The 24,259-nt window shown below is 37.1% G+C and carries 22 protein-coding genes and 1 pseudogene; 3 read left to right on the top strand and 20 right to left on the bottom strand.

Annotated elements, in window-relative coordinates; genetic code table 11:
- Window positions 1–228: 228 nt before the first annotated feature.
- From H6G48_RS26710 to H6G48_RS25575, 6 genes are all read right to left on the bottom strand, one after another.
- Window positions 229–549 (bottom strand): hypothetical protein, encoded by a 321-nt coding sequence (locus H6G48_RS26710; protein WP_190723836.1) that lies wholly within the window; start codon window positions 547–549, stop codon window positions 229–231.
- Between the two features lie 110 nt (window positions 550–659).
- Window positions 660–995, bottom strand: a complete 336-nt coding sequence (locus tag H6G48_RS25555) for a XisI protein (protein WP_190723837.1) — start codon at window positions 993–995, stop codon at window positions 660–662.
- Window positions 983–1,399, bottom strand: a complete 417-nt coding sequence (locus tag H6G48_RS25560) for a XisH family protein (RefSeq protein ID WP_147072051.1) — start codon at window positions 1,397–1,399, stop codon at window positions 983–985. Before H6G48_RS25560 ends, H6G48_RS25555 begins: the two co-directional genes overlap by 13 nt.
- 353 nt (window positions 1,400–1,752) lie before the next feature.
- Window positions 1,753–1,917: a hypothetical protein gene (locus tag H6G48_RS25565; protein ID WP_174237741.1), complete on the bottom strand. Its 165-nt coding sequence runs from the start codon at window positions 1,915–1,917 to the stop codon at window positions 1,753–1,755.
- A 112-nt stretch (window positions 1,918–2,029) separates the two neighbouring features.
- Window positions 2,030–2,329 (bottom strand): hypothetical protein, encoded by a 300-nt coding sequence (locus tag H6G48_RS25570; protein WP_174237740.1) that lies wholly within the window; start codon window positions 2,327–2,329, stop codon window positions 2,030–2,032.
- On the bottom strand, window positions 2,310–2,621 hold the full coding sequence (locus H6G48_RS25575) for a BrnT family toxin (RefSeq protein ID WP_147072056.1): 312 nt from the start codon (window positions 2,619–2,621) through the stop codon (window positions 2,310–2,312). Before H6G48_RS25575 ends, H6G48_RS25570 begins: the two co-directional genes overlap by 20 nt.
- A gap of 502 nt (window positions 2,622–3,123) precedes the next feature.
- On the opposite strand from H6G48_RS25575, the gene H6G48_RS25580 reads away from it, so the two are divergent.
- Together H6G48_RS25580 and H6G48_RS25585 are read left to right on the top strand one after the other, a co-directional pair.
- Entirely contained in the window at window positions 3,124–3,666 is a 543-nt protein-coding gene (locus H6G48_RS25580; protein ID WP_147072058.1) for a Uma2 family endonuclease, read from the top strand.
- A gap of 176 nt (window positions 3,667–3,842) precedes the next feature.
- Window positions 3,843–4,070 carry a PIN domain-containing protein gene (locus H6G48_RS25585; RefSeq protein WP_261779588.1) on the top strand — a complete coding sequence of 76 codons (228 nt, stop codon included), beginning with the start codon at window positions 3,843–3,845 and terminating at the stop codon, window positions 4,068–4,070.
- A 249-nt stretch (window positions 4,071–4,319) separates the two neighbouring features.
- Here H6G48_RS25585 and H6G48_RS25590 read toward each other — a convergent pair whose 3' ends face one another.
- The 14 genes from H6G48_RS25590 to H6G48_RS25655 form a co-directional block, all read right to left on the bottom strand.
- A complete protein-coding gene (locus H6G48_RS25590; protein ID WP_190723838.1) occupies window positions 4,320–6,197 on the bottom strand; it encodes a tail fiber domain-containing protein in 1,878 nt (625 codons plus the stop codon).
- 33 nt (window positions 6,198–6,230) lie between these two features.
- On the bottom strand, window positions 6,231–6,701 hold the full coding sequence (locus H6G48_RS25595; protein WP_190723839.1) for a hypothetical protein: 471 nt from the start codon (window positions 6,699–6,701) through the stop codon (window positions 6,231–6,233).
- Window positions 6,702–6,713: 12 nt separating this feature from the next.
- Entirely contained in the window at window positions 6,714–9,050 is a 2,337-nt protein-coding gene (locus H6G48_RS25600; protein WP_190723840.1) for a phage tail family protein, read from the bottom strand.
- 622 nt (window positions 9,051–9,672) lie between these two features.
- A complete protein-coding gene (locus H6G48_RS25605; protein ID WP_190723841.1) occupies window positions 9,673–11,853 on the bottom strand; it encodes a baseplate J/gp47 family protein in 2,181 nt (726 codons plus the stop codon).
- A gap of 37 nt (window positions 11,854–11,890) precedes the next feature.
- On the bottom strand, window positions 11,891–12,289 hold the full coding sequence (locus tag H6G48_RS25610; RefSeq protein ID WP_147069717.1) for a contractile injection system sheath initiator: 399 nt from the start codon (window positions 12,287–12,289) through the stop codon (window positions 11,891–11,893).
- A 14-nt stretch (window positions 12,290–12,303) separates the two neighbouring features.
- Window positions 12,304–12,873: a hypothetical protein gene (locus H6G48_RS25615; RefSeq protein ID WP_190723842.1), complete on the bottom strand. Its 570-nt coding sequence runs from the start codon at window positions 12,871–12,873 to the stop codon at window positions 12,304–12,306.
- 34 nt (window positions 12,874–12,907) lie between these two features.
- The gene (locus H6G48_RS25620) at window positions 12,908–13,759 is read right to left on the bottom strand and encodes a phage baseplate assembly protein V (protein WP_190359228.1); all 852 of its coding nucleotides are present in this window, start codon (window positions 13,757–13,759) and stop codon (window positions 12,908–12,910) included.
- Complete coding sequence (locus tag H6G48_RS25625) at window positions 13,759–14,742, bottom strand: hypothetical protein (RefSeq protein WP_199308269.1); 984 nt, start codon at window positions 14,740–14,742, stop codon at window positions 13,759–13,761. The genes H6G48_RS25620 and H6G48_RS25625 overlap by 1 nt, the downstream gene beginning before the upstream one ends.
- A gap of 18 nt (window positions 14,743–14,760) precedes the next feature.
- The gene (locus H6G48_RS25630) at window positions 14,761–18,363 is read right to left on the bottom strand and encodes a DUF4455 domain-containing protein (RefSeq protein ID WP_190723843.1); all 3,603 of its coding nucleotides are present in this window, start codon (window positions 18,361–18,363) and stop codon (window positions 14,761–14,763) included.
- A 292-nt stretch (window positions 18,364–18,655) separates the two neighbouring features.
- Window positions 18,656–19,240 carry a DNA circularization N-terminal domain-containing protein gene (locus tag H6G48_RS25635; protein ID WP_190723844.1) on the bottom strand — a complete coding sequence of 195 codons (585 nt, stop codon included), beginning with the start codon at window positions 19,238–19,240 and terminating at the stop codon, window positions 18,656–18,658.
- Between the two features lie 2 nt (window positions 19,241–19,242).
- Window positions 19,243–20,931 (bottom strand): hypothetical protein, encoded by a 1,689-nt coding sequence (locus H6G48_RS25640; protein ID WP_190723845.1) that lies wholly within the window; start codon window positions 20,929–20,931, stop codon window positions 19,243–19,245.
- 141 nt (window positions 20,932–21,072) lie between these two features.
- Window positions 21,073–21,429 (bottom strand): hypothetical protein, encoded by a 357-nt coding sequence (locus H6G48_RS25645; RefSeq protein ID WP_147069701.1) that lies wholly within the window; start codon window positions 21,427–21,429, stop codon window positions 21,073–21,075.
- A gap of 5 nt (window positions 21,430–21,434) precedes the next feature.
- Window positions 21,435–21,944, bottom strand: coding sequence for a hypothetical protein (locus H6G48_RS25650; RefSeq protein ID WP_147069699.1), 510 nt, complete (start codon window positions 21,942–21,944; stop codon window positions 21,435–21,437).
- 35 nt (window positions 21,945–21,979) lie between these two features.
- Entirely contained in the window at window positions 21,980–23,353 is a 1,374-nt protein-coding gene (locus tag H6G48_RS25655; RefSeq protein ID WP_147069696.1) for a phage tail sheath C-terminal domain-containing protein, read from the bottom strand.
- Window positions 23,354–24,015: 662 nt separating this feature from the next.
- Between H6G48_RS25655 and H6G48_RS25660 the strand changes: the two are divergent.
- Window positions 24,016–24,259 (top strand): annotated as a pseudogene (locus tag H6G48_RS25660) (RNA-guided endonuclease TnpB family protein); the annotation flags it as partial.

Below are 24,259 nucleotides of genomic sequence, written 5' to 3' on the forward strand. Positions count from 1 at the left end.
AATTTTGTTGATGTCTTTAATATAATACTCACTCAAATCAATCTCAACGGTTTTACCTACAAGTTTTAAAAATCTCCAGATAGTTCCAATGGTCACGACTCCGTAAATGACAGGGGTTTTATTACCTTCCTGTTGGTTGAAGATTTGAGCGGCGATCCCTTCAGCAATACACTGACCAAATTCTGAGTTTAAGTTTTCATTTTTCGCCTGGACAATTGTGACAATTGGCTAACAAATCAATAACTGTTCTGGATTTTTACTGATAATAAAGTCGCAAACACCGTCGACAGTAAAATCAACTCCAGAAAATAGACTAATTTGGTGTTTTAATTTCCTTCGCAACTCTAATAGGACGGGAGCAATAATCATTTCTGAACGAGCTTTTTCGGTGTTGATAGCTACTGCTAAATCGACTGTTTCCTGGAGGTTTGTTATTAAATGTTCACTAGACTCTACTTCTGGAATAGAGGTGAATAATTCAGAGGGTTCCCGAATGGTTAAATCAACAAGTTTTACTAATTCATCTAACTTGAAATTGCTATAAACCATTGACACTCACCGCCTTTTATTAGGTTAAATAAAATTCTAATAAACACCACTCCAGACACAGAGGACACGGAGTTTTTTTGCTGCTGTATTATATTATAATGATGAACAGCTTAGGCGACTCCATAGCCTGTATAAGGGCGCTTATAGCTTGGATGCAAACCCAAGATAATATCTTCCTTGTATACACCCATTTCTACTAATTCTTTGGCAATATCTGTCTCAGTCATATTGCGCTGAATCCAAATTTTTCCCTCCTTTATATCTAAATGTACGAAACAATTATAAACTCTTTTTAGATCCTGCCAGCCTATATCTAGTAACTGATAGTGGTCATTTTCTCTATCAAAGATTAATTGACATTCAATATCTGGATTGTCGGCTTCTTTTGCTGATTTTTCAGTGAGTAGCTGACGGATACATTGACGGTAATAATCTATTCTTTCCATACAAGAATTATCTCCTTTTGTGGTTCGTAAACTATCAGCTTGACTTGATATATTTTTAATGCTTCTTGAACAAACCGTTCTTGAAAAAAAGAGTCAAAAGTATCAAATGGTACTGCTAGATATAGTGTCCGCTCCGATTCGCTCATTTGTAGAGCAAGTCGATAGTTTAAAAACTGACCCAAGGCAACATGAAAATCATTGAGTACCGAGTTATTAATAAAACTTTTAATTTCAACAGCAATTTTGCGTTCTTCTTTCTGAGCAGCCAATATCTTTTCTGCTGCTAGATCGATCTCAAATCTCACTCCCTCAATCTTAATTTTCAGTGCATCTGCTGTAATTACCCACTGCTGTTTTAGGAGTGCTTGTTTCACAGCCTGATGGAATAAGTCTTTGGCGGCCATTACTTGTATTCTAACTCTGTCTAGTCATTACAAATCACCAAAAAGGTCTTAGGAGTTTCGGGTTTCTGCACAATCCTAATATATCATTTTAGCTGTGTCAGTTCACTGCTGGACTAGGAAAAGCTAAAATTAAATTAGTTTAGAGTTTGTAGGGGCGAAGCATTCGGGCAATAGCCTATCGCTGAAACCGTAGATTTCTTATCCGAATGCTTCGCCCCTGCGGGAGCTAACTTTCGACCAATCCAGACTATATGCAGGGTTATGGCAATACAGCCTTGATAGCAAATCCAGTTACATAATCATAATAAACACCACAGAGACACAGAGGACACGGAGGTTTTTTTGTTGCTGATTCAGTGAGAGATCTGTTGTTTTGCTTCCCTAAGTTCTCGCCTTCGCTGTTGATATTTTAAGGCTACTTCTGTTGATATTTCACAAATTTCTCTCGCTTGTTGTTCAGCAATTTTGAACTGTTCTAGCATAGCTAATAAGGTTTTTTCATCGGGCAGTTTTTTCATGGGTTATTTCCTAAAAAATCAATAAGTCTTTGCAAGTAAAGCTTGTAGGTTGGGTTGAGCGATTTAATGCTTGGGACTGGATACGTTCTTTGATTTGTTCTTTCCTGTTGCTTTAGTGATAAGTTGTTTGAGCAAGGATTTCTTCTATGATATTCGATATTTCTGCTTCTGAGTCAATATGCTTGGCTAAAACCTGTGCTGTTGTTTCTAATATACGGTTAGAAAACAATTTGGTTAAATCCTGTCTTAGTCCTTGTCCAATATACAGCTTCAGCAGTGCTTCATAAGACATATCTCGATTAGCAGCTACTTTTTTGATGGCGGCTAAGGTGTCTTTTGGAATATCCAGAGAGATTGTCTCTTCAAGACGGGGATGCAGTTTTAAGCTATATTCATCTTCTGGTTTGTTCATAGAGTTTCCTTTCATTTCTAGTAGCTTGACGAGCAGAAATTATCCGGTTTCTTTTTCCTTTTTCTACATAGATAACTAACAAAAGATGCTGTTCTAAAGAATAACCGAGAATAAACCGACGTTGTTCACTATTGGTAACATTCTGGGGGGTTGCTTCTCCTTCTTGGTAAAAGGGGTCAAAAAACGCCTCTGTTGCTTCCTCAAAGCTAATGCCATGTTTTTCCAAATTAATCTGAGCTTTATGACTATCCCACTCAAATTCAACGCCTTGTAGTTGATAGACAACATTCATAGATTTATTTAAAGAGCATTGACATTCCTGACAGCGAGGCGTTTTTCTGGTTGTTCCTTCATGTTCCTTTAGGTATAAGGCGTTTAAAGTGATCGCTATTATTATTATTTAATCACAGCCTGACAGCTAATGTTTAGTTCTTTGGCCATTTGATCAAGCTAGATATATTTCCCTCCAACTGATAAGATATGCGATCGCACTGTGATTGATCGACACGATCATTATCATACATGGGGAACAGAGGAGGTTCACGAATCATTTAGATTTGCTATAGCGTTTACATTTGAGTTGTGGAACGAGATAAGGACGCGGGTTCCTTGCGCCTCTACAGAGGTCTTTCCACATTTTATTTGAAAACACTATATCATGTTATTATATCGCTGATAACTGATACAGCGGATTCGCTAACTATGTGGCACGGCAAAATCCTGACATTAGACATCTTATAAAAGTAGGTTCGTAGTTGCGCTTTAGTGCTATTTGATTCAGAGGGAAATGCTATATGAAAACATTGGCTAAATGTTCTTTAGAAGATTATCATCAGATGATTGCAGCAGGTATTCTGCGTGATCGTCGTTGGGAATTATTAGATGGCAAAATTTTTGAAATGAGTCCAGAAACCCCGCTTCATTACACTACAGCTAAACGAGGTGTAAAATATTTAGAAGATTTGCTTTCAAGCAAGGCTGATGTCCGTTTCAATGGACTAATTACCCTATCTGACTCGGAACCCGAACCTGATATTGCCATTGTTCGACTACCAGAATCATCCTACAATGATCGCCATCCAGGTTCTCAAGATATTTTCTGGATTATAGAAATTGCCGAGACAAGCTTAAAGAAGAATTTAGAGATTAAACTGGCAATTTATGCAACGGCTGGAATTGAGGAATATTGGGTTTTAGATTTAGCAACCAAGCAGGTGATTGTCTTCAGAAATCCTCAAGGAAGTCAGTACCTTGAAGAATTTAGGGTTGTTCAAGGAGCGATCACACCCCTAGCATTTCCTGATATTTTAGTGTCTGTTGAGCGACTTTTCCTGTGAACAAACGTGGAGTTTATCTGGGCAAAACGTCAGAAAGCAAGCACTACTGAACTGGAAACTACTCCTCGCTCATTTTTTGAAGTGGCCCAAGCTTCGATTGGGGTAGGGGAGAGACCAGGATATCTTTCGACCAATCCAGAATATATGCAGGGTTATGGACAGTAATACTCTATCAAGTGATTGTTGATACGGGTGTTTTGGTGGCTTTGATTGATCGCCGCGATCGTTATTATACATGGGTAACAGAACAGTTGACTCAGATTGTGCCGCCTTTGCTAACTTGCGAGGCTGTGATTTCGGAAACCTGGTTTCTGTTGCAAAGGGTAAAAAATGGTCGGGAAACGCTACTTCAGCTTAGTCTTATACCTAGAATCAAAATTCGAGATCATTATCAAAACAACTGAACCAATTATCATATTCTTGCTGCAAGAAATCATCTTTTGATTGGTTATTAGGAAGACGATAAGTTTTGATCGTTTCTATCTGCTGAAAAACCTCATGATAGCCCAAAAATTTGACTGTTACATAGGAGTTAACTTCATTGTTTTGCCTGTCATGCGTTTCCTTAAGTATTTCTATCATATTTATGGCACTCAGAAGAATAAATTAAAGGGTATTTTAGGCTTCTTAGGAAATGCTATCTTTTATTTGACCTAAAGATCATAGTAAGGAATTTTGTAATCTTTTCCTCCCACGTTAATAATCATAAACCCTACAGGATTTGCTGGAAGAATAGCTTGTCCACTTGAGGCTTCTGCTGAAGTTTTACAGTCAATTCTTAAGTCCCCTGAAATATATAATTTGTGATCTTGAAGAGGTTTTTTCTGTCCGATAGCCACATTTCCCCATCGATCAACTGAAATGCCTTGTTTCAAAATTTTTAACTTTCGGGAAAGTTCTTGAATACCAGCTATGGATAATGTGGCAATAGCATCCATTTGCATAGCCGCAGCAAAAAATTCTGGATTATCTGGATTGTATTCTTCAATAATTTCTGGAAAAACTTCCCTGACTTCTTCAGCGATAAAACCTAGATTGTTAGCTTTGCCGTTACGGTATTGTTTCATGCGATCAAAAAAGACTGGATTTAACTTATCAAGTTTATCCAAGACTTTGCCAAGGGGACGAATATTATTTTTTTCCTTAATCGATGACCATTTCTGAAGGTTGCTATAGCCAACAGTAGCCTCAGCAATGACATCGTAAGTATGAACACCCCCTCCCCAATTTGATGGATAATTACCGCCACCATTAGGATCATGACCACGGGTTCCAATGTTGCCTTGAATATAAGTATTACCAGTACCTCCGTCAACCGCAAATAATGGCTTCCAACCAGTAGACCAAAACCCAAACTGTCGCTTCTCATGAAAATGAATACCAAATCCTGCTTTTTTAAAAAATCCTCGACTGGACGAATGTTTAATCAGTCCTTCATCCCAATTTTGATTCAGATCACGAGACCAAAATACATTAGGCCATTCATCTTTATCCTCAGAGGTAAAACCTCCCAATTGCAAGCTTCCAATCTTAACAATACCAGAAACTGAAAGAACGCCATTCCTATCAAGGGTCATCAAGTATCTTCCACCACCTGCATTTAATTCAGCATCATTGTGTGAACCACCTTGATACCAAGCAAAGTTGAAATCGCTACGAAAATATTGGGTCCCACTTTGTACGCCAATTCCATAGCCAGTTGACCATAAATTAAGCATTTGACGCGTTTGTGAACCAAAACTAACTGAACCTGTTACTGATAAATCACCAGAAACTGTTAATGTTTGGGCTTTAACAATACCAGAAACTGATAAACTTCCAGAAACCTTAACTTCTCCTGTCCCTTTTGGTTTTAATCCTAAATCTTGATTAGCATTACTTCCTGCTGCATAAATGGTATTGAAGCCAAAGCCAATTCCTTGAGTACCATTGCTATGGCGAAATTCTACACCATCATTATCAGCATTAAAATCACCGGTTATATATAGACCTTTAACGGCTGTCGGATGAGTTCCAGTGCGAGAAGCTGAGGCAATATCTAAACTAGCAATTGGATTATTAGTTCCTATTCCCACATTACCACTGGGTTTAATTCTCATTAATTCTTTACCTTGAACCTCTCCTCCGGCTAGTACATTAACAAATCTTAAGTCATCTTGTGGATCATCACCCCAAGCAATTACCGCATCTTTTCGGTTAGTTCCTTCATTTTTTAAGCCAATAAATAAACTATCACTATCCCAATTTATCTTGATTCCTTTTTGCATCCAATCACGATTTCCGCCAGTATTTCCGGCAAAAGGTGGAGTGCCAATTTCTAAGACATTTGTTACTGATAAATTTCCAGAAATAGTTACATTACTATTGACTTTTAAGGACTCAGCAATAGTTAGAGGTCCCTTAAGAGTGTCGGCTCCATCTCGATTAATTTTTGCTGTTTCTAAGCGGTCGATTTCTTTGATTATGATATTCCAATCATCAGACTTGAGAATGTCACCCGGTTTTCTGTTGAGAGTGTCAGCTAATGGCATGATTGTCACCAATAATTAGAGTGTAAGTTGATTTCAAAAGGTGATTTCCCAAATCAGGGTAAGGGTAAAATCTGTAGTTTTATTAATCGGTTTAAAGATAACCCTATTATACATGACTTTATCCTCATTGAATAAAGCCGCTTCTTTTAATTCTCCATTACCTTCTCCCGCTTGAAGATCAGCCGTTATTGTTAGTTTGATTCTTTTGCTATCAGGTAACAGAACTAAATCACTGTCTTTAATAGGCTTTATATTTTTGCGGAAGATTTCTTGAGCTAATTGTAAATCATCATCACTGACCGCTTTATCATTACCTCCAATCGCAATCTGAGAAACTGGTTTAATAGTGTCTTTGAAGTCTTTACTAAAAAGTTGAGCCACTAATCTCCGTCCAGAAGTGACAATAGTATTGTTAGCGTGAATTTCTTCTACCAGTTGATTATTCAAGTCTCTTTTTTGGATGGTGAGACTTCCTTTGATGTCCATTGTGTCTTGGATAGCCATAGCTAGATCTCCTTAGGTAAATACAATTGTATCAAAATAAGTGTAGTCAAATACGGCTGAGGTCAAAAATGTATCAGACATTTCCTGTTCAGAACGCAAAGATTGTTGAGATCGACCATCAAATTCATCAGTTATGTTATGATCTTCTGAAAATTTGCCTTTTCCTTGAAATAACAATTTTTCCTGGATTTGATGGTCTTCTTGAAATTGTTGTTCATAAGCAATCTTGGCACAAATTCCCGATGCTTTGACTTTTTCAATTAAACTTTGGATTTGATTGCGTGGATGATCTAAGCTTTCGTCAAAGCGATCACTGTAACCTGGGATTTGCCAAGGAATCTTAACGGTGAAACCTCCCGGAGTTATTTGATAAAAAGAGAATGTAACCTCCAATGAATAAGATTTAGCTTGTTGCTCAGATTTAAGGGGATTATTTTCAGTCTTTTCAAACAAAGAAAAGTCAAACAGAGTGCGATCAAAAGTAACTTGTGGGTTGCCAATATCCGCTTCTATTGACCATTCAGATTGACCTAAAGGTAAACTCGGCATAGTTCCCACAAGTGGAGGTTTAGGAATTGTTACTCCATTTACCATAGCTGAACCATCTGGTAGGATTAATAAAATTTCATTGATATTGAGACTTGCTTCATATTTTATAGATTGATTATTAGTGAGATTCTTTAGAACAATATTCGTCAAAGGTGATAAAGAACCTTGCGGATTTTCACGATTATCTAAAATCTTGATTTGAATAATAGGAATAGCCGGAACAGCATTGGGGTTTTGGACATCAAATTTATCAATATGAGGATGAATTGTATATTTATGAAAAACTAATTCAGGAAAAAATTCAATTACCCGAATTAACTGACGATAAACCTTAAGGGTTCCATTTTTTTTAAGAATACGATAAACTTGTCCTTGGCTGGCATCAGTAAGCAACCAACACTGTTGAGATTTCTCTAATACAATAGTTGTCCCAAATGCTAAAATTAATCCTTTTTTTCGAAAGACTTGCTGAAGTTCTGCGGGTACGGTAAGTTTACTAAGAGAGGATTCTAAGGTTATCGGAATGTCAAAAAGGTGATATTCCCAAGGTTTAATCTCCTGGCTATCATCCGTACTCATCCCTAAGTTTGCAGCAACAATTTTGACGATTCCCTCTTTAGTTGAAGCACCAGATTTTAAAACATCAATTAAGCGTTGAAGACGTTTGCGATAGACAGTAATATTTTTTTCTAAATAAGTGGGATAGGCTGTTTCTAATAGTAAGCGATTCAGCCGTTTAATTTGTGATTGAGACTGAATCAAGCTTTGTAGTTCGCTAGATAGGCCTTTAAAAGTAAAACTCTCTTTATTATTTTCATAGAATTTGTCATCAGTTAAAATTTTCTGATTGAAAGCTTTAGCAAGTTGTTCAGCGACTTCTCTTGCTGTTGGCGTTTCACTGGAGGGAATTTCCTCTGGATAAACCGATTCTAATAGCATTCGATTGAGTCGGATTAAGTCATCTCCAACGATGACTTGAGATAGAAGGTATTCCGCTTCTGGGGAAAGCTTGGCTATTTCTATATTGGTGGTATTCTCTGGAATCGATAACAAACTAGATAAACTAATTTTGCCAATTTCTAATAAACTGTTGATTGCTTGGGTTGATAAAAATGTAGTTGCTGCTTCAGCTTGATTAATTGCAGCCAGTAATTGTTGGACAAAGGAGATATTTTTAAATAAAGCTTTTAATTGATTTTTTAAGTCAATCTCAATTTCAGGCGTAATATCTTGAGGTTGAAAAGGCGGGTTTTGTCGAGAAAGTATTCTTTGAATGTCTAGAGGTAAACGCCGATACAATCCTTTTGCTAATATTATTTTTACTGGTTCTAAGCCTTGAGTAATTTGTTGTAAAAGGTTGCTTTGTAAATTTCTTTGTTGCAGGTATTTATAAAGATTACGATCTTCTTGTAAAATCTTATTAAATTCTTTAATTAGTACAAGATTTAAATCGGTGTTAACAGATTCTAAACCATCATAATTGAATAATTTTTCCTTAGTTTCTGCTGATAATTTATCGCGCAGATAGCTGGTAAAAGCATCCTCTCCAATAATAAACTTAACAATTAGTAATGCTTGAAATTGAAAATTCTTGGAGAAGTAGGAATTGTTAACATGATATTTATTGATTAAATTTTCTGTATTTTCAAATAATTTAATTTTTGTAAAAATATAACTCGATAAAGGGTTTTCTGAATCAACCAATTCTTTCACTAATAGGGAGATTTGTGTAAAATCCCTAGGCTGAAATTCGGGATTGACTGTGGTTAATTGGGATGTTCCCCCCAATTCCGCTAACATAAGAGCAAAGATTTTATCTAAATCTCCTTTTTGGGTAGCGGTGAAACCCAGAGAACCAAAATTGTCTGCTGTATTAATAAAATGAGATTTTAAGACACGGATTAAATCCTGCTCCACTTCGTCTAGTATCTCTCCAAAAACATCCAAAAATTGAGGTAAAAAACTCGTAGGATCTTCGGGAGGATAGAAGTGGGGAAACCGACTTATGATACTAGCTGTTCTACCACTAATCGCCATTGTTTTCTCCGTTTAGGACACAAGATGAGAGTAGGGTCGCGGAAAAGCGGGGTTGCGGTGGAAATGGGACTGTTCTCGACAACCATGTAAATCAGTATAGCAGGTATGGCCAGTTGCAGCAAGCATTTATAGTTATTTCAACTAAAAATGAAACAAGTAAACTGGGTATTAGGGTGTTAGCTTCCGTAGGGGCGAAGCATTCGGATAAGAAATCTATGGTTTCAGCGATAGGTTATGCTCGAATGCTTCGCCCCTACAACTTATGTCTCAAACTTATTTGCAATGACTATATATCAGGTACGGATGATTGACCACAATCAAAAAACTCTGTGTCCTCTGTGTCTGGAGTGGTTTTTAATTAGTTGAAATATTCCAGTGCTTAGCGTTATTTCACCTCTACTGTTGCTGGAGGGTTGATTTCTTTGATTATTTCGACGGAACGAACATGAATCTCTTTATTGTTGTTAATATTTCTTGTTTGAGTGCGGTTATCACATTCAGAAGTTGCTGTTAGATCAAAACTTTCGATAACGCAAGTAACGCCTCGCAATAAATTTTTTAATTCTGGCGAACTGATTGGTGTAGGAATAGCTTGTTGCAAATTTGTATAAGACAAGTTTTTCCCTTGTTCCGGCTTCGGAAAGTCTTGAATGGCTTTAGTAACAGCTTTTTGTATTGGTTCAATCACATCTGTTTGCTTGAAGCCACTAGGAGAAGGATTGGGAATTACCAATTTTAAACTTAATTTAGTAATATCTACCTTGATACTTTCAATCTCGCTAGTTACACAAAAATTACCAAGTTGCGCTTTTTCCCATTGTTTAACTTCAATTTGCTTTTGATTTATTCTTAATTCTTCTTGATCATTAATCAGAGTAATAAAATCATTGATATCAAGCTTGACTGGCATATCATTAACAACATTTTTGACCGCTTTTTCTAACCCATCAATATCCACGTTTTCTTCGGGTTTAAGAGTCTCTAAATAAGCATTCAAACTGTCAATAATTATTTTCTTGATTTGATTTTTTTCTTCATCATTAGTTTTGTTAGGAGGGGTAAATTGAACTGCGCCAACAATTTGCAGAATGTTACGATAGATAAACAGATTTTCTTTGTCTAATTCCGCTTTTTCGGCAAAACTCAAGTTAATTAATTCCGGTGTAACTACTGCTAAAGGCGATAAATCTGAAGCTTGTAACTTCAAGTCTTTATCTTCAACAGTAATTTGAGCTTCAGCAATTTTATTTTTAATATCTTCTTTTTTCACTGATTCACCAGATTTTAGATTTGTGAAATATTCTGATAATTTATCGATAATTTCTTGTTGTTGAGAAGCTTTAATATCCTGATTGATTTTAAATTTAATTACAATAGGAACTGTTTTCACTTGTGAAGTTACCCAAATCTTATGCAGATAGATTTTTTGCGCTTCCTCAATATCAATTTGCTTTCGAGAATCATTATCAGCATAACATTGAGTTGGTGTACTGGGAATAGAGCCATTGTCTATTGGGACATAGGTACAAATTTCAAAACGCTCTATATTATAGACATTTGTTACAGAAAGAATTTGGCGAGTTAGTTGAGAAAACAACAAAGGTTGTCCCATTTTTGTTTGACTAATATAATTAATGATGCTTTCTTCAACAGATTTTTCTATTGTCTTGCGCTCTATTTCTGATATTTTTATAGCTGGATTAATTTCAATCTTAAATACAGCATCTATAGTAACAAAAATAGCTGATTGTAAACGAACAAATACCCCTGCTGCTCTAACTTTATCAATCTGGTTTTTGAGACTTTGAACTTTAGTTTCATTGCTAAAATCAACGCCATCGACAAATATGTCAACTAAACCATATTTTTGGTCAGGATCATTAAACCTTTCAATCAGTTTAACTTCTTTAACGCTCGGCTGACTTAAAAGTGCATTTTCCAGAGCAATATTAGAAGCTTTTCCAGAAGAAATCAGGGCAATTTTGGCTCTTTTTCGTAATTCTTCATCGGTTTCTGTTTTTTTTCCAGTAAACTGTATAGGACTTTTATTGATGACTGATTTAATTCCAGGAATGGGAAGAGGCATAATATTAATTGTCTCCTCCTTAGTCACCTGTTCTTCTCCTCGTTCTACAGCTTGAATTTTAACATCAAGAGTTTTTGAATTGGCGGGAAAAATTTGGGATTCAATAGTTGTATAAGCTTTTTTCGGTGATTTTTCACTGTCTTCTGTAGTCACTAAAGTTCCCACAGGAATTTCAATTATGTCGGTTCCTAAATCCCGTTGAAAAGTGACGGTTCCCTCGGCAAAATCTGGTAATCCTCGTTGAATTCCTAGCAAAGCTACCAACATTTCTAATTGTGAACCTTCTGCTGAATCAATAAAGGCTGACAGATAAACTTGATTTAATTGTTCGTAGAGTATCCCAATTTCATAAGCAAAAGATTCATACATGGTGCGAATAACGCTACCTACCTGAAAATCTGTCAAAGTAGGAACTTTTTCTTGGGATTTCTGCACCATGTTGGTGTAGATTTCTTCAAATTTTTTCGGTTCAAAAGTCATAATCTAATTCTCGGTGTTGGTGAAAGGATAATTATGGCTAAAGATTGATGGCTAACTGAATGTTAAGAGCGGTAGATTCTCCTACAGGTTGCAAAATAATTGTTGTTAGTAAAACATTGCGTTTATCTAAGTCGCGAGAAGGTGGTTCAAATCTAATTTCCTTGATTTCAGCAATCCGAGATTCTTGCTCTAAGCATTCTCTGATATAAAGTTCTGCAAGCTTACGGGTACGAATATTATTGGGTTCTCCCATTAATAAATAAAGGCGAGATCCATAGGATGGATGTCCTAATTTTGTCAATTCTCCCCGACGAGTATAAAATCTATTAACAATAGCTTGTGCTAGATTTTTTCGTCCATCAACTCGATTAAGATCTTGTTTTTGTCCTAGTTCCCCCGGTGTTAATTGCAGATCAAAAGTATTGATACTGGTCATATTCTAACCCCTGATTATTTATTTAAGCTTTGCTTAATTTCCTGAATTAATTCCTGTTTTATGGCGGAGGAAAGTTTTCCAGTAATTTCCTTTTCTACGGTAAGATTGCCTTTAACCGTCACTGTTTTATTGACAGCAGGACTTAATTCAATGTTACCGGCTAAATCAAAACGAATTGCTGCGCCATTTTCTAGCTTGATTTCTAATCCTTGATCTAACAGGGTTAAAGAACAACTCGGTTTTTTATCCCTTTTAATGATAACTTTTCCACTAGCGGGGATGAGTTCAATATTACCCTCCTGAGTGACTGAGAGTTTATTATTGTTGTCAGTAATTAAAGAAATTCCCTCCTTTTGATGTAGATTGATAAGAGCATGACCGGATTTATTCCCTTCGTGGGGACAATTCTGATCTGTGCCTATGCACCATTTACCATTATGGGGTTTTTCGATGCGACTAGGCATATCATAGGGACAGATAAAAATCTGAAGAAAAAGCTCTGGTCTTTCTGTCGTTTTGTCAACAATTCCATCAGTTTGACTTGAATATTCATAATCGCTGTTTGCGCCTTTAAGTCTGACCATGATTTAAGCCTCTTTGTCAATTTTACTTAGTTAATTATCCTACTTTTGTATTTCTTGCTTTAGCTTGAATTGAGTTAATTTTTTCAGTCGGAACCAGAATCGGACAAGGCGCACCTAAATTTCCCAGATGGGTATGAGTTGTTAACAAAATGTCATCATTGTCGGCGATCGCATTGGCGGGAACTCTCCCCCCAACTTGGATACTAGAAGTAGCAGCATCGCCAATTTTTATCCCACCTAAACTTTTCAAAGTCAGATTACTACTTGCTGCATCAATAGTAATTCCTCCACTGGCAATTTCAATTTTACAAGTCCCATTATCAATCGTCAAAGTCGTCCCTTTAAGAACAATATTACACTGTTGAGTTTTTAAGGTCATATCGCCATCATTAAGATTAATTTCGCATTTCTCATTAGTTGTTGTGATTTCTTTATCCTTCACTGTCACAATGCTTTTTTCATCTTTACTGGTAATGGTAATCACACTATCTTTATCAATCTTAATTTGACTACCATTTTCCAGAGGATGTTGTAATAAAAATTCTTGCTCTTGGTTGACAGGTGGCTGATCTTGATCATTGTATAAACGACCAATAATCACAGGAGAATTGAGATCACCCCCAATAAAAGTAACCAAAACCAGGTCATCAACTTTGGGAATATTTACCCATCCTAAATGGGGAGTAGCAAGGGGAACTTTCCTGAGTTCAAAATCAGTTCCGTCTGGTTGCCTTTTATTTTTCAATTTTACTGAACATTGATAATTATCTTGATCATTTTCTGCTGAATGAGGAAAAATTGCAGTAACAATACCAAGTTCAGTAGTGTAGATTTTTTGTGCTTCCTGTTGAGCAACTTTTTTCATTACGCCGACAATTGAATCCATTAGACTTCCTCCCAGTGAATAGTAGTATAAAATCCCTTGTGACGAGATAAATAATGTTCTACTCCCGTAATCTTAAAAGTACCATTAAGCGACGATATTGGCATTTTAGCAATTTCAACACCGTCGCCTAATTTAGCTTCAGGTTCCCCCACAACTTTAATCACTCCTTTTTGTTTTTTCTGGTATTTGTTTAAGTAAGCTTTAGCAATTTTGTTGGCAATATCTTGAGTTCTAGCAGTAGAATCTTCTAGTTGCAAAGTTGCTGGAGATTTTTTGCCATCAGTTCCTTTAACCTCTTTTTTAGTGAGCCAAGATACAGCTTTTTCCCCTTGTCCCTGACTAGCGGGACTTTCCCCATAAACTTCTACCCCAGATTGCAAGGGATTTTCCTCCATCTGTTCCCAAGCAAGAAGATTAATGCCATACTCAAATTTATGTTTTTTTGAGGTTTTATAGGGAGCAAAAACTAATTGGTCTTCAATATTAGCATACAGATCAAAGCCGCATTTCTGAGCTAAGATTTGTAAATTTTCATAAACTGTGTGCTGATTTCCGATAACATAGACAGGAAATTTAATCCCATTGTCAACTTGCTTAACTTTCAACCCCAATATATTTTGAGCAATATTTTTTACTATATCTCCAGCAAAGGACTTTTCATAGAGGAGGTTAAATTTTGCCTTCGTCAAGCTACTAAAACTACTCATAGCTTCAATATTTACCTGATCAACCTGCCATTTTATCTGGCTAATTTTACCTTGAAAAACCTGACTTAATTGAGAATTACTTCCTAATTTAACTGTTATCGATTCATCAAGAGAGGGAGCCAACGAATCAGCAAGAATGAGGGAAATCTGACATAAATTTACAGGAATATTCAATGAAGAACTTACCCGCAAGTTTAAAACCAACGATGAATCATCAACCGTATAAGTGGTAGTACCAATCGTTACTTTATAGTTAACTTGTAGAGGTTGATTCATAAATTTAGTTTAACCTCCTTAAACGGGAATAGCTACTAACAAACTTCGGTAAGCATCACTGACATCTTCTAAACCGATACCCAATTCACTTTCTAAACCATATAGTCGTTCAATTAAAGCTTTAAAAATACGGTCAATTTTCTGGCGTATTTCTTGATAAGCAGCTACTACTTTTTGATATTCATCATTAAGTGCATCTTCTAAAGCTTTAGGAATATCAAGGATGAGTTTGACAATGTTAGCATGAAGTTGATCTAGTTTTTTGACTATTTCGGTGGGATAAATATCCTTCAATTTCCCTAAGAAGAATGGATAAATTGATTGTAAGCTCAGAATTATTTCTTGAGGATAAGCGGTTTCTAGCAGTAACCGATTTAAGCGGATAGTTTCTAGTTCGCTGCGCTGGGGTTTAGCAATTAAATCTTTAGCTTCTTGGGGAAGATTTTCAGCAACTAATTTGAAGCGTTCAGTTCCGTAGAAATTTACATCTGTTAGTAATTTATTGAGAGCATTAAAAAGAGCTTTTTGCGTTCCTGGTTGGTTAGGATCAGCATTTTCTAGCAAGGCTTTTTGCGTTTCATTGAGAGTTGTCCAGAAGTAGGCTGAAACTGCATCCAATGGCTCTTTACGCCGTAATTTTGTCAAGAGATGTACCACAGTACCACCTTTAAAATCACTGACATCATAGAAAGAATTTAGAATCAGCAAAGGTCTTAGTTCTTTGAGTTTATCAACAATCTCTTTGTAAATTGTTTCCAGGGAATCAATAATTTTATTTACAGTACCATCAATAGCAGTTTTAACTTTATTGATCGAATCTCGAATAAGTTTACCAAAATCAGCGGTTAAATTTTTCAGAATGTTGGCGATTTCTGTAGGAGCAGATTGCAAGCGTTGAATGACTTTCTTAATTTCTGCTAGGATAGTACGGGGTTGAGCAAGAATTTCATCCAAGGTACTAAGAATCCTTTTGAGCGGACCTGTCAACTGAGATTCGATTTCATTGGGAATGACTTTTTTCAAATCAGCAATAATTTGTTCATCACTTCGCGCTGTAGAACTTTTCAGTAAGTTGTCTAACTTTTCTCTGGTTGGATTTGACAAAGGAGTTAGAGCTTTTGTACCAGGATCGTTGGTGACTTTTGCAGTGACTAATCTTTGACGTAAATCAGTCATACGAGTTAACAAGTCTCGATAATCTACCGCAAATTCCGCCGGTGGATTAAAATTATCTAAAAGTGGCTTGCTGCGATTCCATTCAGCAGCAAAATTATCGGCTGCCTTTTGATAGTTTTCCCAAGCTTGGTTTAACTCATTCATGGCGTTACTGATCGCAATGTTAGGATCGGTTGCATAGTTGGTAAGATTAGTCCGTAAGCTAGTTAACGCAGCACTCAACTTAGTTTCATCAATGTTATTAACCCGTTCTAGAATTTTCGCTTTAATAGTATCTACTTGTTGAATTTGTTCTTGAAGGTTAAGGCTCAAAATTTCTTCTAAAGTTTGCCAAAAACCAGAATTTAACACATTGTCTAATCCTAAACCGCTTAACAGTTTTTCCACATCACCGATGGCTTCAATAACTTTATTGATCAGTTGTTCAACTGGTAAGTTATCTAAGATGCTTTTCAGTGCATTTAGCTTTTCCGTCAAGAACTGTGTGAGTTTTTCAGGAGAGAGAGAGTCAACAACTGCCAGTAATTTTTCATAAAGTTCTTCTAAGCGTTCTAAAAGCTGATTAGGATTCAAAATTTCTAACTTTTCTAGTAAGGTTTCATACAGTTCTTTAACTGTCTCTAAAAGTACAGAAGGTTTATATTTATTGAGTTCCGTCACTAGAGATTGAATATAAGGATCAAGAAAAGTCTTAACTAAGGTTCCAGGAGCAAAAGATTTAACTTGTTCATCAACTTGTTTAATTTCTCCCTGAATTGAATCTACTAAACCAACAACCGGATCTAACAGAGAATCGAAGGCTGCTGTTAATTCTGGATTAACTACCCCAGGAACATCAATTTCTTGGAGAATTTTGACTCCTACTTTTAAGGCGGTTTTTTGTGCCGTCCCCATGGTAGAAACATCTATCTTTTTGAGTTCTAGTTCTAATTTATTGGTTTGAGTAACTGCCAATTGAAAAGCAGGTTCAAGGGAAACTTTCTGTAAAGCAGCCACCACTTGATCGATACCTTGATCAGCTTTATTTAAAGCATCTTTAACCGGTTGACTCTGTAAAACACCTGTTACTTTACCCAGAAGTTCTTTGATTTTTGCTTTCAATTGTTCCTGACTAAGTTCAGTAGTAATTTTTTTATTTACTTCATCTAAAGATTTCTCAATTGTTTGAGTTGTCTGTTTAATTTTTTGCGCTACTGTTTCAATACCTTGTACCGCAGTATTAGCAAATTGATTGATCGCTTGCTTTAAAGGTTTAACAATTTCATCAGATTTTGCTGCTGTTTGTTCAACAAAATCAACTAATTTATCAATCGTATTAGTCAGATAAGCTTGAACCTGATCTAAAGCTTTTCCCGCTTGTTCAATTTTATCGGCGATCGCTTTTAAAATCTTGTTCCCGATTTCGCTGACTTTGGTAATAGCCTGATCAATTAAATCTTGAATGTTTGTAATGAAGGTTTTTAGTTGTTCTGTGACTGTCGTAATCCGTTCTTTTAAACTGTTGACAAAATTTTCTATACCTTGAAACATTTTGGAAAGAGTTTCAATTTGTCCCCCTCCACTATTGGGAAGATTTGTCAAAAGCGTAGAAAACTTATCAATATCAAAAGAGTTAAGATTTTTAACTGCTAAATTAATCTGTTCTCCTTGAGAGTTAACCTCCGATAACCAGCTTTTGATTTGTTGTCTTAAGGGTATAATTTTGGCGCGGCTTAAATTTTTAGGATCGAGAGATTTCAGAAAATTTTGATAATCTTTATAAAGTTGGGTCTGTTGATTAAGTTGTAAGGTATAGAGTTGAATCGCTCCATTGGGTAAGATATAATTAAGTTCTTGAATTTGTTCAACAAAAATTTCAGTTAAAGCCTCAGAACTAAGCCTATCTAACCATTCGTCTGGATTAGATAATTTATCAATAAAATTTTTAAAGGCTTTAATAATAGCATCTAAAACTTTACCCGGAAAAGCTTGAGCATTATTGAGAAACTCTTGAAACTCGTCAAAGGGAGTTGATTGATTTTGGGAAATACCAAGTTGACCAAAATTAGCATTACCAGTAATAGATGAAGTTAAATTACTAAGAGAACTATTAACTTGATCTGTGACAGCTAATCCTTTAAAAGTATCTGCGCCGGGGTTAGCTGGGATTGACTGGGTTAAAGTGTCTATACTAATGCTAGAAATATCGCCTAATTTTCCCGTAACCTGTGTTTGAATTTCACCCACAGAAAAAGGTGCTGTAGGGATCTCTATCGGCTTGCTAGTAAGTTGAGTTACTTGATCAAAGCTATTGGTTAAATCTGAGGAAGTAAGAGGGGTAACTTTTCCCACTAAATTATCCTTAACTAATTTCTGAGAATCGGTAAAAGGTTTTCCCGCTTCCGCAAAAGTTGCTTGTGAATCTACATCAAGGGTTTGGATTTGATCGAGAATTGCTAAACTCATAATTTTTATTTAAAGTAATGGTTAATAATCATAATCCGAGCGTCTGACACAAATCGTCACATTTTTTTTGCGCTGACAGTTAGGTGATACAGTGCGAGACTTAGAGCTAATCCCCGATTCTTTGAAAAGTCTTAGGACATCAAGGATTTCAGAGAAAATGGAACTGTTATCAAAACCGATGGTAATCATTATAGCAGGTGTCGGGGGACTGTCAATAAAGTTATAATGGGGAGGGGAGTGTGGAGACTGTGGGAGGAAAATCTCAAAAATCCTAAAGAACACCATATTTTCACTAAAGGTTAAAGAGTGATTTTAAATCACTAAGATTACCATCAAGAGTGCTAGTTGCTTCTTTGATAGGATCGAGAGAAGCTTTTAATGGTTCTATCGGATTAGTAATTGCTGGAATTGAACCAAATTGTAAAGCATCTGGTAGCATAGCAACGGTCATAAAACTAGCAGCATCTGCTTTAATATTAGCATCAACAGAAGCCCCTTGTGCAACTGTTTGACTAGGAGTTGGAGGTACATATTCAGCTAGGGTTAAAGTATAGCTAAATTGATCGGGATCTGTGGCAGATTGAACAACGGCAAACCTTTCTAAAATTACTTGACTAAAATAGGATTGTCCGATAATTTCAGCAATAAATTCAACTGGTTTTTGCTCTTTGTAAATTTTTCTTAATTTCTCTAAATCAGCCAAGTATTTATTGCCATAAAAAATGCCTTTGATTTGTAATTTTACCGAATCTCTACCAAAATTCTGGACTAGGTTTCCCTGTTTTCCCGGAATTTGGTGATAGACAAAGTTATTTTGCTCGATTGTCTCGATTTGATGTACTCGATTCAGTTGAATTCCTGCGATTTCAATTGCCATATTTAACCTCCATAAAATCGTCGGTATTCTTGATTAATTTTTGTTTGTAGAGTTTCTAGAATATAATCTAGATCGATTGCTTGTTGTTCAGTATCTTGCAGGCTATGGTGTTGATTTAAAGATTGATTTTCAGATTCCTGTTTATTGATTTCTAATTCTGTTTTTTGAATATTAGAAAAGTTGCTGTTAATATTATTAATTTGATAATATAACTTTTCTCTGGATTGCTGTAAAAGTTGGGGTGGAATTGGTAACATCTCAGCAGGCTGAGAGATAATATCAGCCGCTGTTGCTGAATCTAAGGGTAAATTGTCTCCTGATATATCCCTAACTAAATCAGTTAATTCTTGCCAGTTTTTCGGTGAAGGATTATTTAACTCAATTTCAGTCTTTTGTCCAGAATTTTGCCAAGGGGTTGTTTCCAAATTGAGATTATCTGAATCTAAGGGTAAATTGTCTCCTGATATATCCCTAACTAAATCAGTTAATTCTTGCCAGTTTTTCGGTGAAGGATTATTTAACTCAATTTCAGTCTTTTGTCCAGAATTTTGCCAAGGGGTTGTTTCCAAATTGAGATTATCTGAATCTAAGGGTAAATTGTCTCCTGATATATCCCTAACTAAATCAGTTAATTCTTGCCAGTTTTTCGGTGAAGGATTATTTAACTCAATTTCAGTCTTTTGTCCAGAATTTTGCCAAGGGGTTGTTTCCAAATTGAGATTATCTGAATCTAAGGGTAAATTTTCTGCTGATATATCCCTAACTAAATCAGTTAATTCTTGCCAGTTTTTCGGTGAAGGATTATTTGACTCAATTTCAGTCTTTTGTCTAGAATTTTCCCAACGGGTTGTTTCCAAATTGAGATTATCTGAATCTACGGGTAAATTTTCTGCTGATATATCCCTAACTAAATCGGTTAATTCTTGCCAGTTTTTCGGTTCAGTCTTTTGTTGAGGATTTTGCCAACGGTTTGTTTCCAAATTGAGATTATCTGAGTTTAAGGGTAAATTTTCTCCTGATATATCCCTAACTAAATCCGTTAATTCTTGCCAGTTTTTCGGTGAGGGATTATTTGACTCAATTTCAGTCTTTTGTTGAGAATTTTGCCAAGGGGTTGTTTCCAAATTGAGATTATCTGAATCTACGGGTAAATTTTCTGCTGATATATCCCTAACTAAACCGGTTAATTCTTGCTGGCTTTTCGTTGCGTTATTTTGCGGATAAATATTATTAGCTTGATGATTATCATCAAAACTTCTATGTTTCTTTTGACGAATGTTATATGAATTTTCTTGCTCCTTTTGTAAAGGCGGATAATTGCTTGTTCTTACTCTTGGATTGGGTTGAGTATAATCAGAAGCTGAAGCCAAAGATTGACGAGAAAATGACATGAAAGAAGAAGTATTTCCCCCTAGGTCAAATGGGGAACTATCCCTTTCAAGAGAAGACATTTCCCCATTTTTAGACCTTAAAGATGGGACAAAATCAGCAGTTAGCCAAGCCTCCCAATCTCTACATAAATCAGTTATTTCCGATAAATCTTCTATAGCAAGGTGCAATCTTGCTATAGGTTGCAGGTCTTTTTCTAAAAGCTCTATACTATTAAGCCAATCGTCAATTAAAGAGTAATTCCATTCTTGAAACTCTTGGCATAATTCTAAACCGAGGCTGACTAGAAAATCATCATTCATGGTTTTTGGTTGAATCCTCAGCGATCATTTGTAAATATAGAGAAACTTGCGCCATTGTCATTGTTTGTACTTGTTGGGGAGTCCAACCAAATTCCCTAGCGAGGATATAAGCTGCTTGTACCCAAGGGGACTGACTAACATCTAAGAAAGATTTTTTTTTCCTGTTAAACCACTAATTTCGCGGATATTGTCAATTAAAAAATTGACCAATCCTAAAGGGAGTTGTTTAACTTGTTCCAAGGATAAAGTCGGCTCAACTAAGGATTCTTTAATCATTAAAAGGGGAATTAATCCTGCATCCTGTCGAGAAGCCTTCATGATTAATTGAAATCTCCCAATAGTCAGAGGACGAATCTGGACAATTCGCCTCGACTCTGGGAATTTATCGGCTGAAGTATCCAGTTCGCCTGGATGCAAAATACTGACTGGGATAGCAATATCAAAAGTGACAGAAGCACCCGCTAACAGGTCTTCTGGAGTCAGGGAAATTTCAGCCATAATTGTTAGCCTGCGGTTTCTTCGCTGCTGATCCGTAAAGCGCGGAAAGTAACCCCTTCCATGATAAAATCATCTTCTGGCAAACTGAAACTCCACTTTTCAAACTTGACCCCAAATAGTACGAGTTTGCTGCTGTTGCTGGGGAGTGCGGGATTTTTTAAATTGATGACGATGTTGAAAGTTGGCTGGGGAATCGGGTCTGCTGGCGGTGGACTTTTTGCCGCATCACCTAACAATAACCGCAAGAGTGCGCCGTTAATGTGAGCGCGTTCAGCAAAGCCTGAAACATCAACATTACCTGGACGGAGTTCAGTAGGAAAGCGCTTGCCAATTTCGTGATAGGGTCTGATCTCATTGTGGACGTTCACCTGTACATTTCGCAGTCGTCCCACGACATTAGAAAACTCATACTCACTAATCAATCCATCCGCCAGTTTTCCTTCTTCGGTGGCTTTGTCATCCACAGCTAAGACTAGGGTAGCATCAGACCCTCGAAAAACGTTGTTATTGGCCATAGTTTTCCTCCTCTGAGAAGTAATTGATGGGTGGGTTAACCGAGATACATGGTTACTTTGATGAAGTCAATACTGAAGGTCGGTCGCAGGGTCATGGTCACGATCGCTTCTCCGGCAATTTCCTGAACTCGGTTAGCGGTGACGGCTAACTCATAGCTAATCAGAGCTTCATTCTGGACCATGCGCGTCAAGAAGGCATCAAGAGTAGCTTTCATCGCTCCCCGTACCCGTTCGTTATTCAACTTGCCAATGTAGGGATCGCAGGCGGAGCGCACCCCGTAAATGGCAAAGTCAACAATCCGCCGAGTGGTAATCTGATGCCAAGCAGAATTGGTGGCGGTGGTAATGCCTTTGACCACCCGAAAACCCTCCCGTTTCTCGATCGCCAGCACTCGCTTCCCGACCAGCTTTTCCAACTGGGAGGTGGAAAACTCCTTGGCGAGTCCAGGAATCGTCAAAGGTTTGTTAGTCGGACTAGCCTGCACTGGCAGAGATGCCAGTAGGCCCGCGACTGCTGCTGCTGTGTAAGCGCCTGAGAGTTTAACCTGGGGGGAGATTTGTAGTCCTGGTGCGACCAAAATCAGGCGATCGCTATCCAGGGGGTGTCCGGCGATCGTGTCAACATCATCAGGGGTTCCGCTACCAATAATGCCGATCCGTTCTCGCTTGATTGTCGCGGTTGTGTTCAAGTGACCCAGCAGTGCTGTCACCATTTCGGGGTTGGTGACATCCTGTCCGGCCAGCAAAACCAAGTTTATTAGTTCATTCTCCAATTGTGCCAGACTATTTTTATATTCCTTAGCCGGTTCTCCATCGGAGCCTGCGGCCAATTCCTCCCCACTTTCGCTGGTGTTTTTTGGCAAAGTATCGGAGGAAGAGCCTTTAGCTAGAGTGGCAGTTACTAAAGTAGAACCTTTAGTCTGGTTATTGACTTGTTGTTCCAGGTCGCCGGACTTAGAAATGGTATAGGTTTCTTTCGTATTTTGATAGGTTAGCTCGACTTTTTTGCTGTTAGCAGGCGAGTCAGCATCAGTGATTTTGATCTTGATGTCATTACCCCAGTTTCCTGGAGTTTTTGCCTCTAGTGTCACCAGATCTTTGTCAGAGCTATCTTTGATTTTGTAGGTAGCTTTGGCGGCTTTAGCAGCTGTACGAACTGCATACACAGTCTTACCGCCATTGTTATAAATCTGCTCTAGTGCTTGAATTAAGGTTAGTTGGCGAGCGGGATCAATTTCCCCGAAAATTGCTTTAGCTTCCGAAAAACTACCAAGAATTTGTACCTCATCCACTGGTCCTTTGGCTGCGGTTCCAACAATTCCGATATTTCCTGAAACAACCTGACCAGCACTAATCAGTCCTTCATCTCGTACTGTTATGTAAGTACCCGGCAAGATGGCCTCAACCATGAGAGGTTCCTCCTATTTTGGGAAAATTTTAGGTTTATCGTAGCCACCTGGTTTACTCTCGTCGTCACCCTTGGGAGTCGTGCCAAGCAGAGAATAAACTCACAAGCGAGCCGATTTAATTGTAGCCGACATTCCGCAGACCTTCATATACTTTTATATATTTTTACATTCCCCAAGATGTTTTGACGAAAAACCTTCATTGTAGAAACTACTATTGAGAATATTTTCAAGAGTAAATTTTTTCTCAGAAAAAATTTACTCTTCTTCACCTTGATAAAAATCCATGATTGTAGCTATAGTCCTTACTGGCAAGGGGTTTTAAGCAATATTTTAGTAAAAATTAGCACTTACGCATTGACAAAAAGGCTTAAATGTGTGTGGTCTAATTTTGTTATTCTTAGATACAATTTCTCTCTCGACTCTTGACAAAACCCTCTCCGATTTGATTTCCTGACACAAGGGCATCTCTTATAACAGAACAACTGATGAGAAACATTACCTTAAATGTCGGATGAATGCCACCGCTAAATTTTTCGACAAGACATCAACCTTTGCGGGGGATGAAATCCGACCAGGATATTGACCGCGAACCACGATTTTAATTCTACCATTTGTAAGTAAACTGTGTTATACTTAATTGCTCCAGGGTCGAGGATTAATCAATGCTAGTCGTAGAAGCCAAGTTAAAAAACGGGACACCAGAACAATACCAAAGACTTGATGAAGCAATTAGGACATCTCAGTTTGTGCGTAACTCTTGTGTTCGTTATTGTCTGGACAATAAGGGGACAAACCGCAATGATCTCCAAAAACTTTGTGCGGTACTAGCAGACAACAAAAAAACACATTGGGTTAATAAATTAAACTCTCAAGCTCGTCAATCGGCTGCTGATAGAGCCTGGCAAT

This window comes from Microcystis flos-aquae FACHB-1344 (genome assembly GCF_014698375.1).
GTDB lineage: Bacteria > Cyanobacteriota > Cyanobacteriia > Cyanobacteriales > Microcystaceae > Microcystis > Microcystis aeruginosa.

Coding starts and splice junctions, on each gene's coding strand:
- H6G48_RS26710 (WP_190723836.1), bottom strand. CDS start 549: ATGGTTTATAGCAATTTCAAGTTAGATGAATTAGTAAAACTTGTTGAT.
- H6G48_RS25555 (WP_190723837.1), bottom strand. CDS start 995: ATGGAAAGAATAGATTATTACCGTCAATGTATCCGTCAGCTACTCACT.
- H6G48_RS25560 (WP_147072051.1), bottom strand. CDS start 1,399: ATGGCCGCCAAAGACTTATTCCATCAGGCTGTGAAACAAGCACTCCTA.
- H6G48_RS25565 (WP_174237741.1), bottom strand. CDS start 1,917: ATGAAAAAACTGCCCGATGAAAAAACCTTATTAGCTATGCTAGAACAG.
- H6G48_RS25570 (WP_174237740.1), bottom strand. CDS start 2,329: ATGAACAAACCAGAAGATGAATATAGCTTAAAACTGCATCCCCGTCTT.
- H6G48_RS25575 (WP_147072056.1), bottom strand. CDS start 2,621: ATGAATGTTGTCTATCAACTACAAGGCGTTGAATTTGAGTGGGATAGT.
- H6G48_RS25580 (WP_147072058.1), top strand. CDS start 3,124: ATGAAAACATTGGCTAAATGTTCTTTAGAAGATTATCATCAGATGATT.
- H6G48_RS25590 (WP_190723838.1), bottom strand. CDS start 6,197: ATGCCATTAGCTGACACTCTCAACAGAAAACCGGGTGACATTCTCAAG.
- H6G48_RS25595 (WP_190723839.1), bottom strand. CDS start 6,701: ATGGCTATCCAAGACACAATGGACATCAAAGGAAGTCTCACCATCCAA.
- H6G48_RS25600 (WP_190723840.1), bottom strand. CDS start 9,050: ATGTTAGCGGAATTGGGGGGAACATCCCAATTAACCACAGTCAATCCC.
- H6G48_RS25605 (WP_190723841.1), bottom strand. CDS start 11,853: ATGACTTTTGAACCGAAAAAATTTGAAGAAATCTACACCAACATGGTG.
- H6G48_RS25610 (WP_147069717.1), bottom strand. CDS start 12,289: ATGACCAGTATCAATACTTTTGATCTGCAATTAACACCGGGGGAACTA.
- H6G48_RS25615 (WP_190723842.1), bottom strand. CDS start 12,873: ATGGTCAGACTTAAAGGCGCAAACAGCGATTATGAATATTCAAGTCAA.
- H6G48_RS25620 (WP_190359228.1), bottom strand. CDS start 13,759: ATGGATTCAATTGTCGGCGTAATGAAAAAAGTTGCTCAACAGGAAGCA.
- H6G48_RS25625 (WP_199308269.1), bottom strand. CDS start 14,742: ATGAATCAACCTCTACAAGTTAACTATAAAGTAACGATTGGTACTACC.
- H6G48_RS25630 (WP_190723843.1), bottom strand. CDS start 18,363: ATGAGTTTAGCAATTCTCGATCAAATCCAAACCCTTGATGTAGATTCA.
- H6G48_RS25635 (WP_190723844.1), bottom strand. CDS start 19,240: ATGGCAATTGAAATCGCAGGAATTCAACTGAATCGAGTACATCAAATC.
- H6G48_RS25640 (WP_190723845.1), bottom strand. CDS start 20,931: ATGAATGATGATTTTCTAGTCAGCCTCGGTTTAGAATTATGCCAAGAG.
- H6G48_RS25645 (WP_147069701.1), bottom strand. CDS start 21,429: ATGGCTGAAATTTCCCTGACTCCAGAAGACCTGTTAGCGGGTGCTTCT.
- H6G48_RS25650 (WP_147069699.1), bottom strand. CDS start 21,944: ATGGCCAATAACAACGTTTTTCGAGGGTCTGATGCTACCCTAGTCTTA.
- H6G48_RS25655 (WP_147069696.1), bottom strand. CDS start 23,353: ATGGTTGAGGCCATCTTGCCGGGTACTTACATAACAGTACGAGATGAA.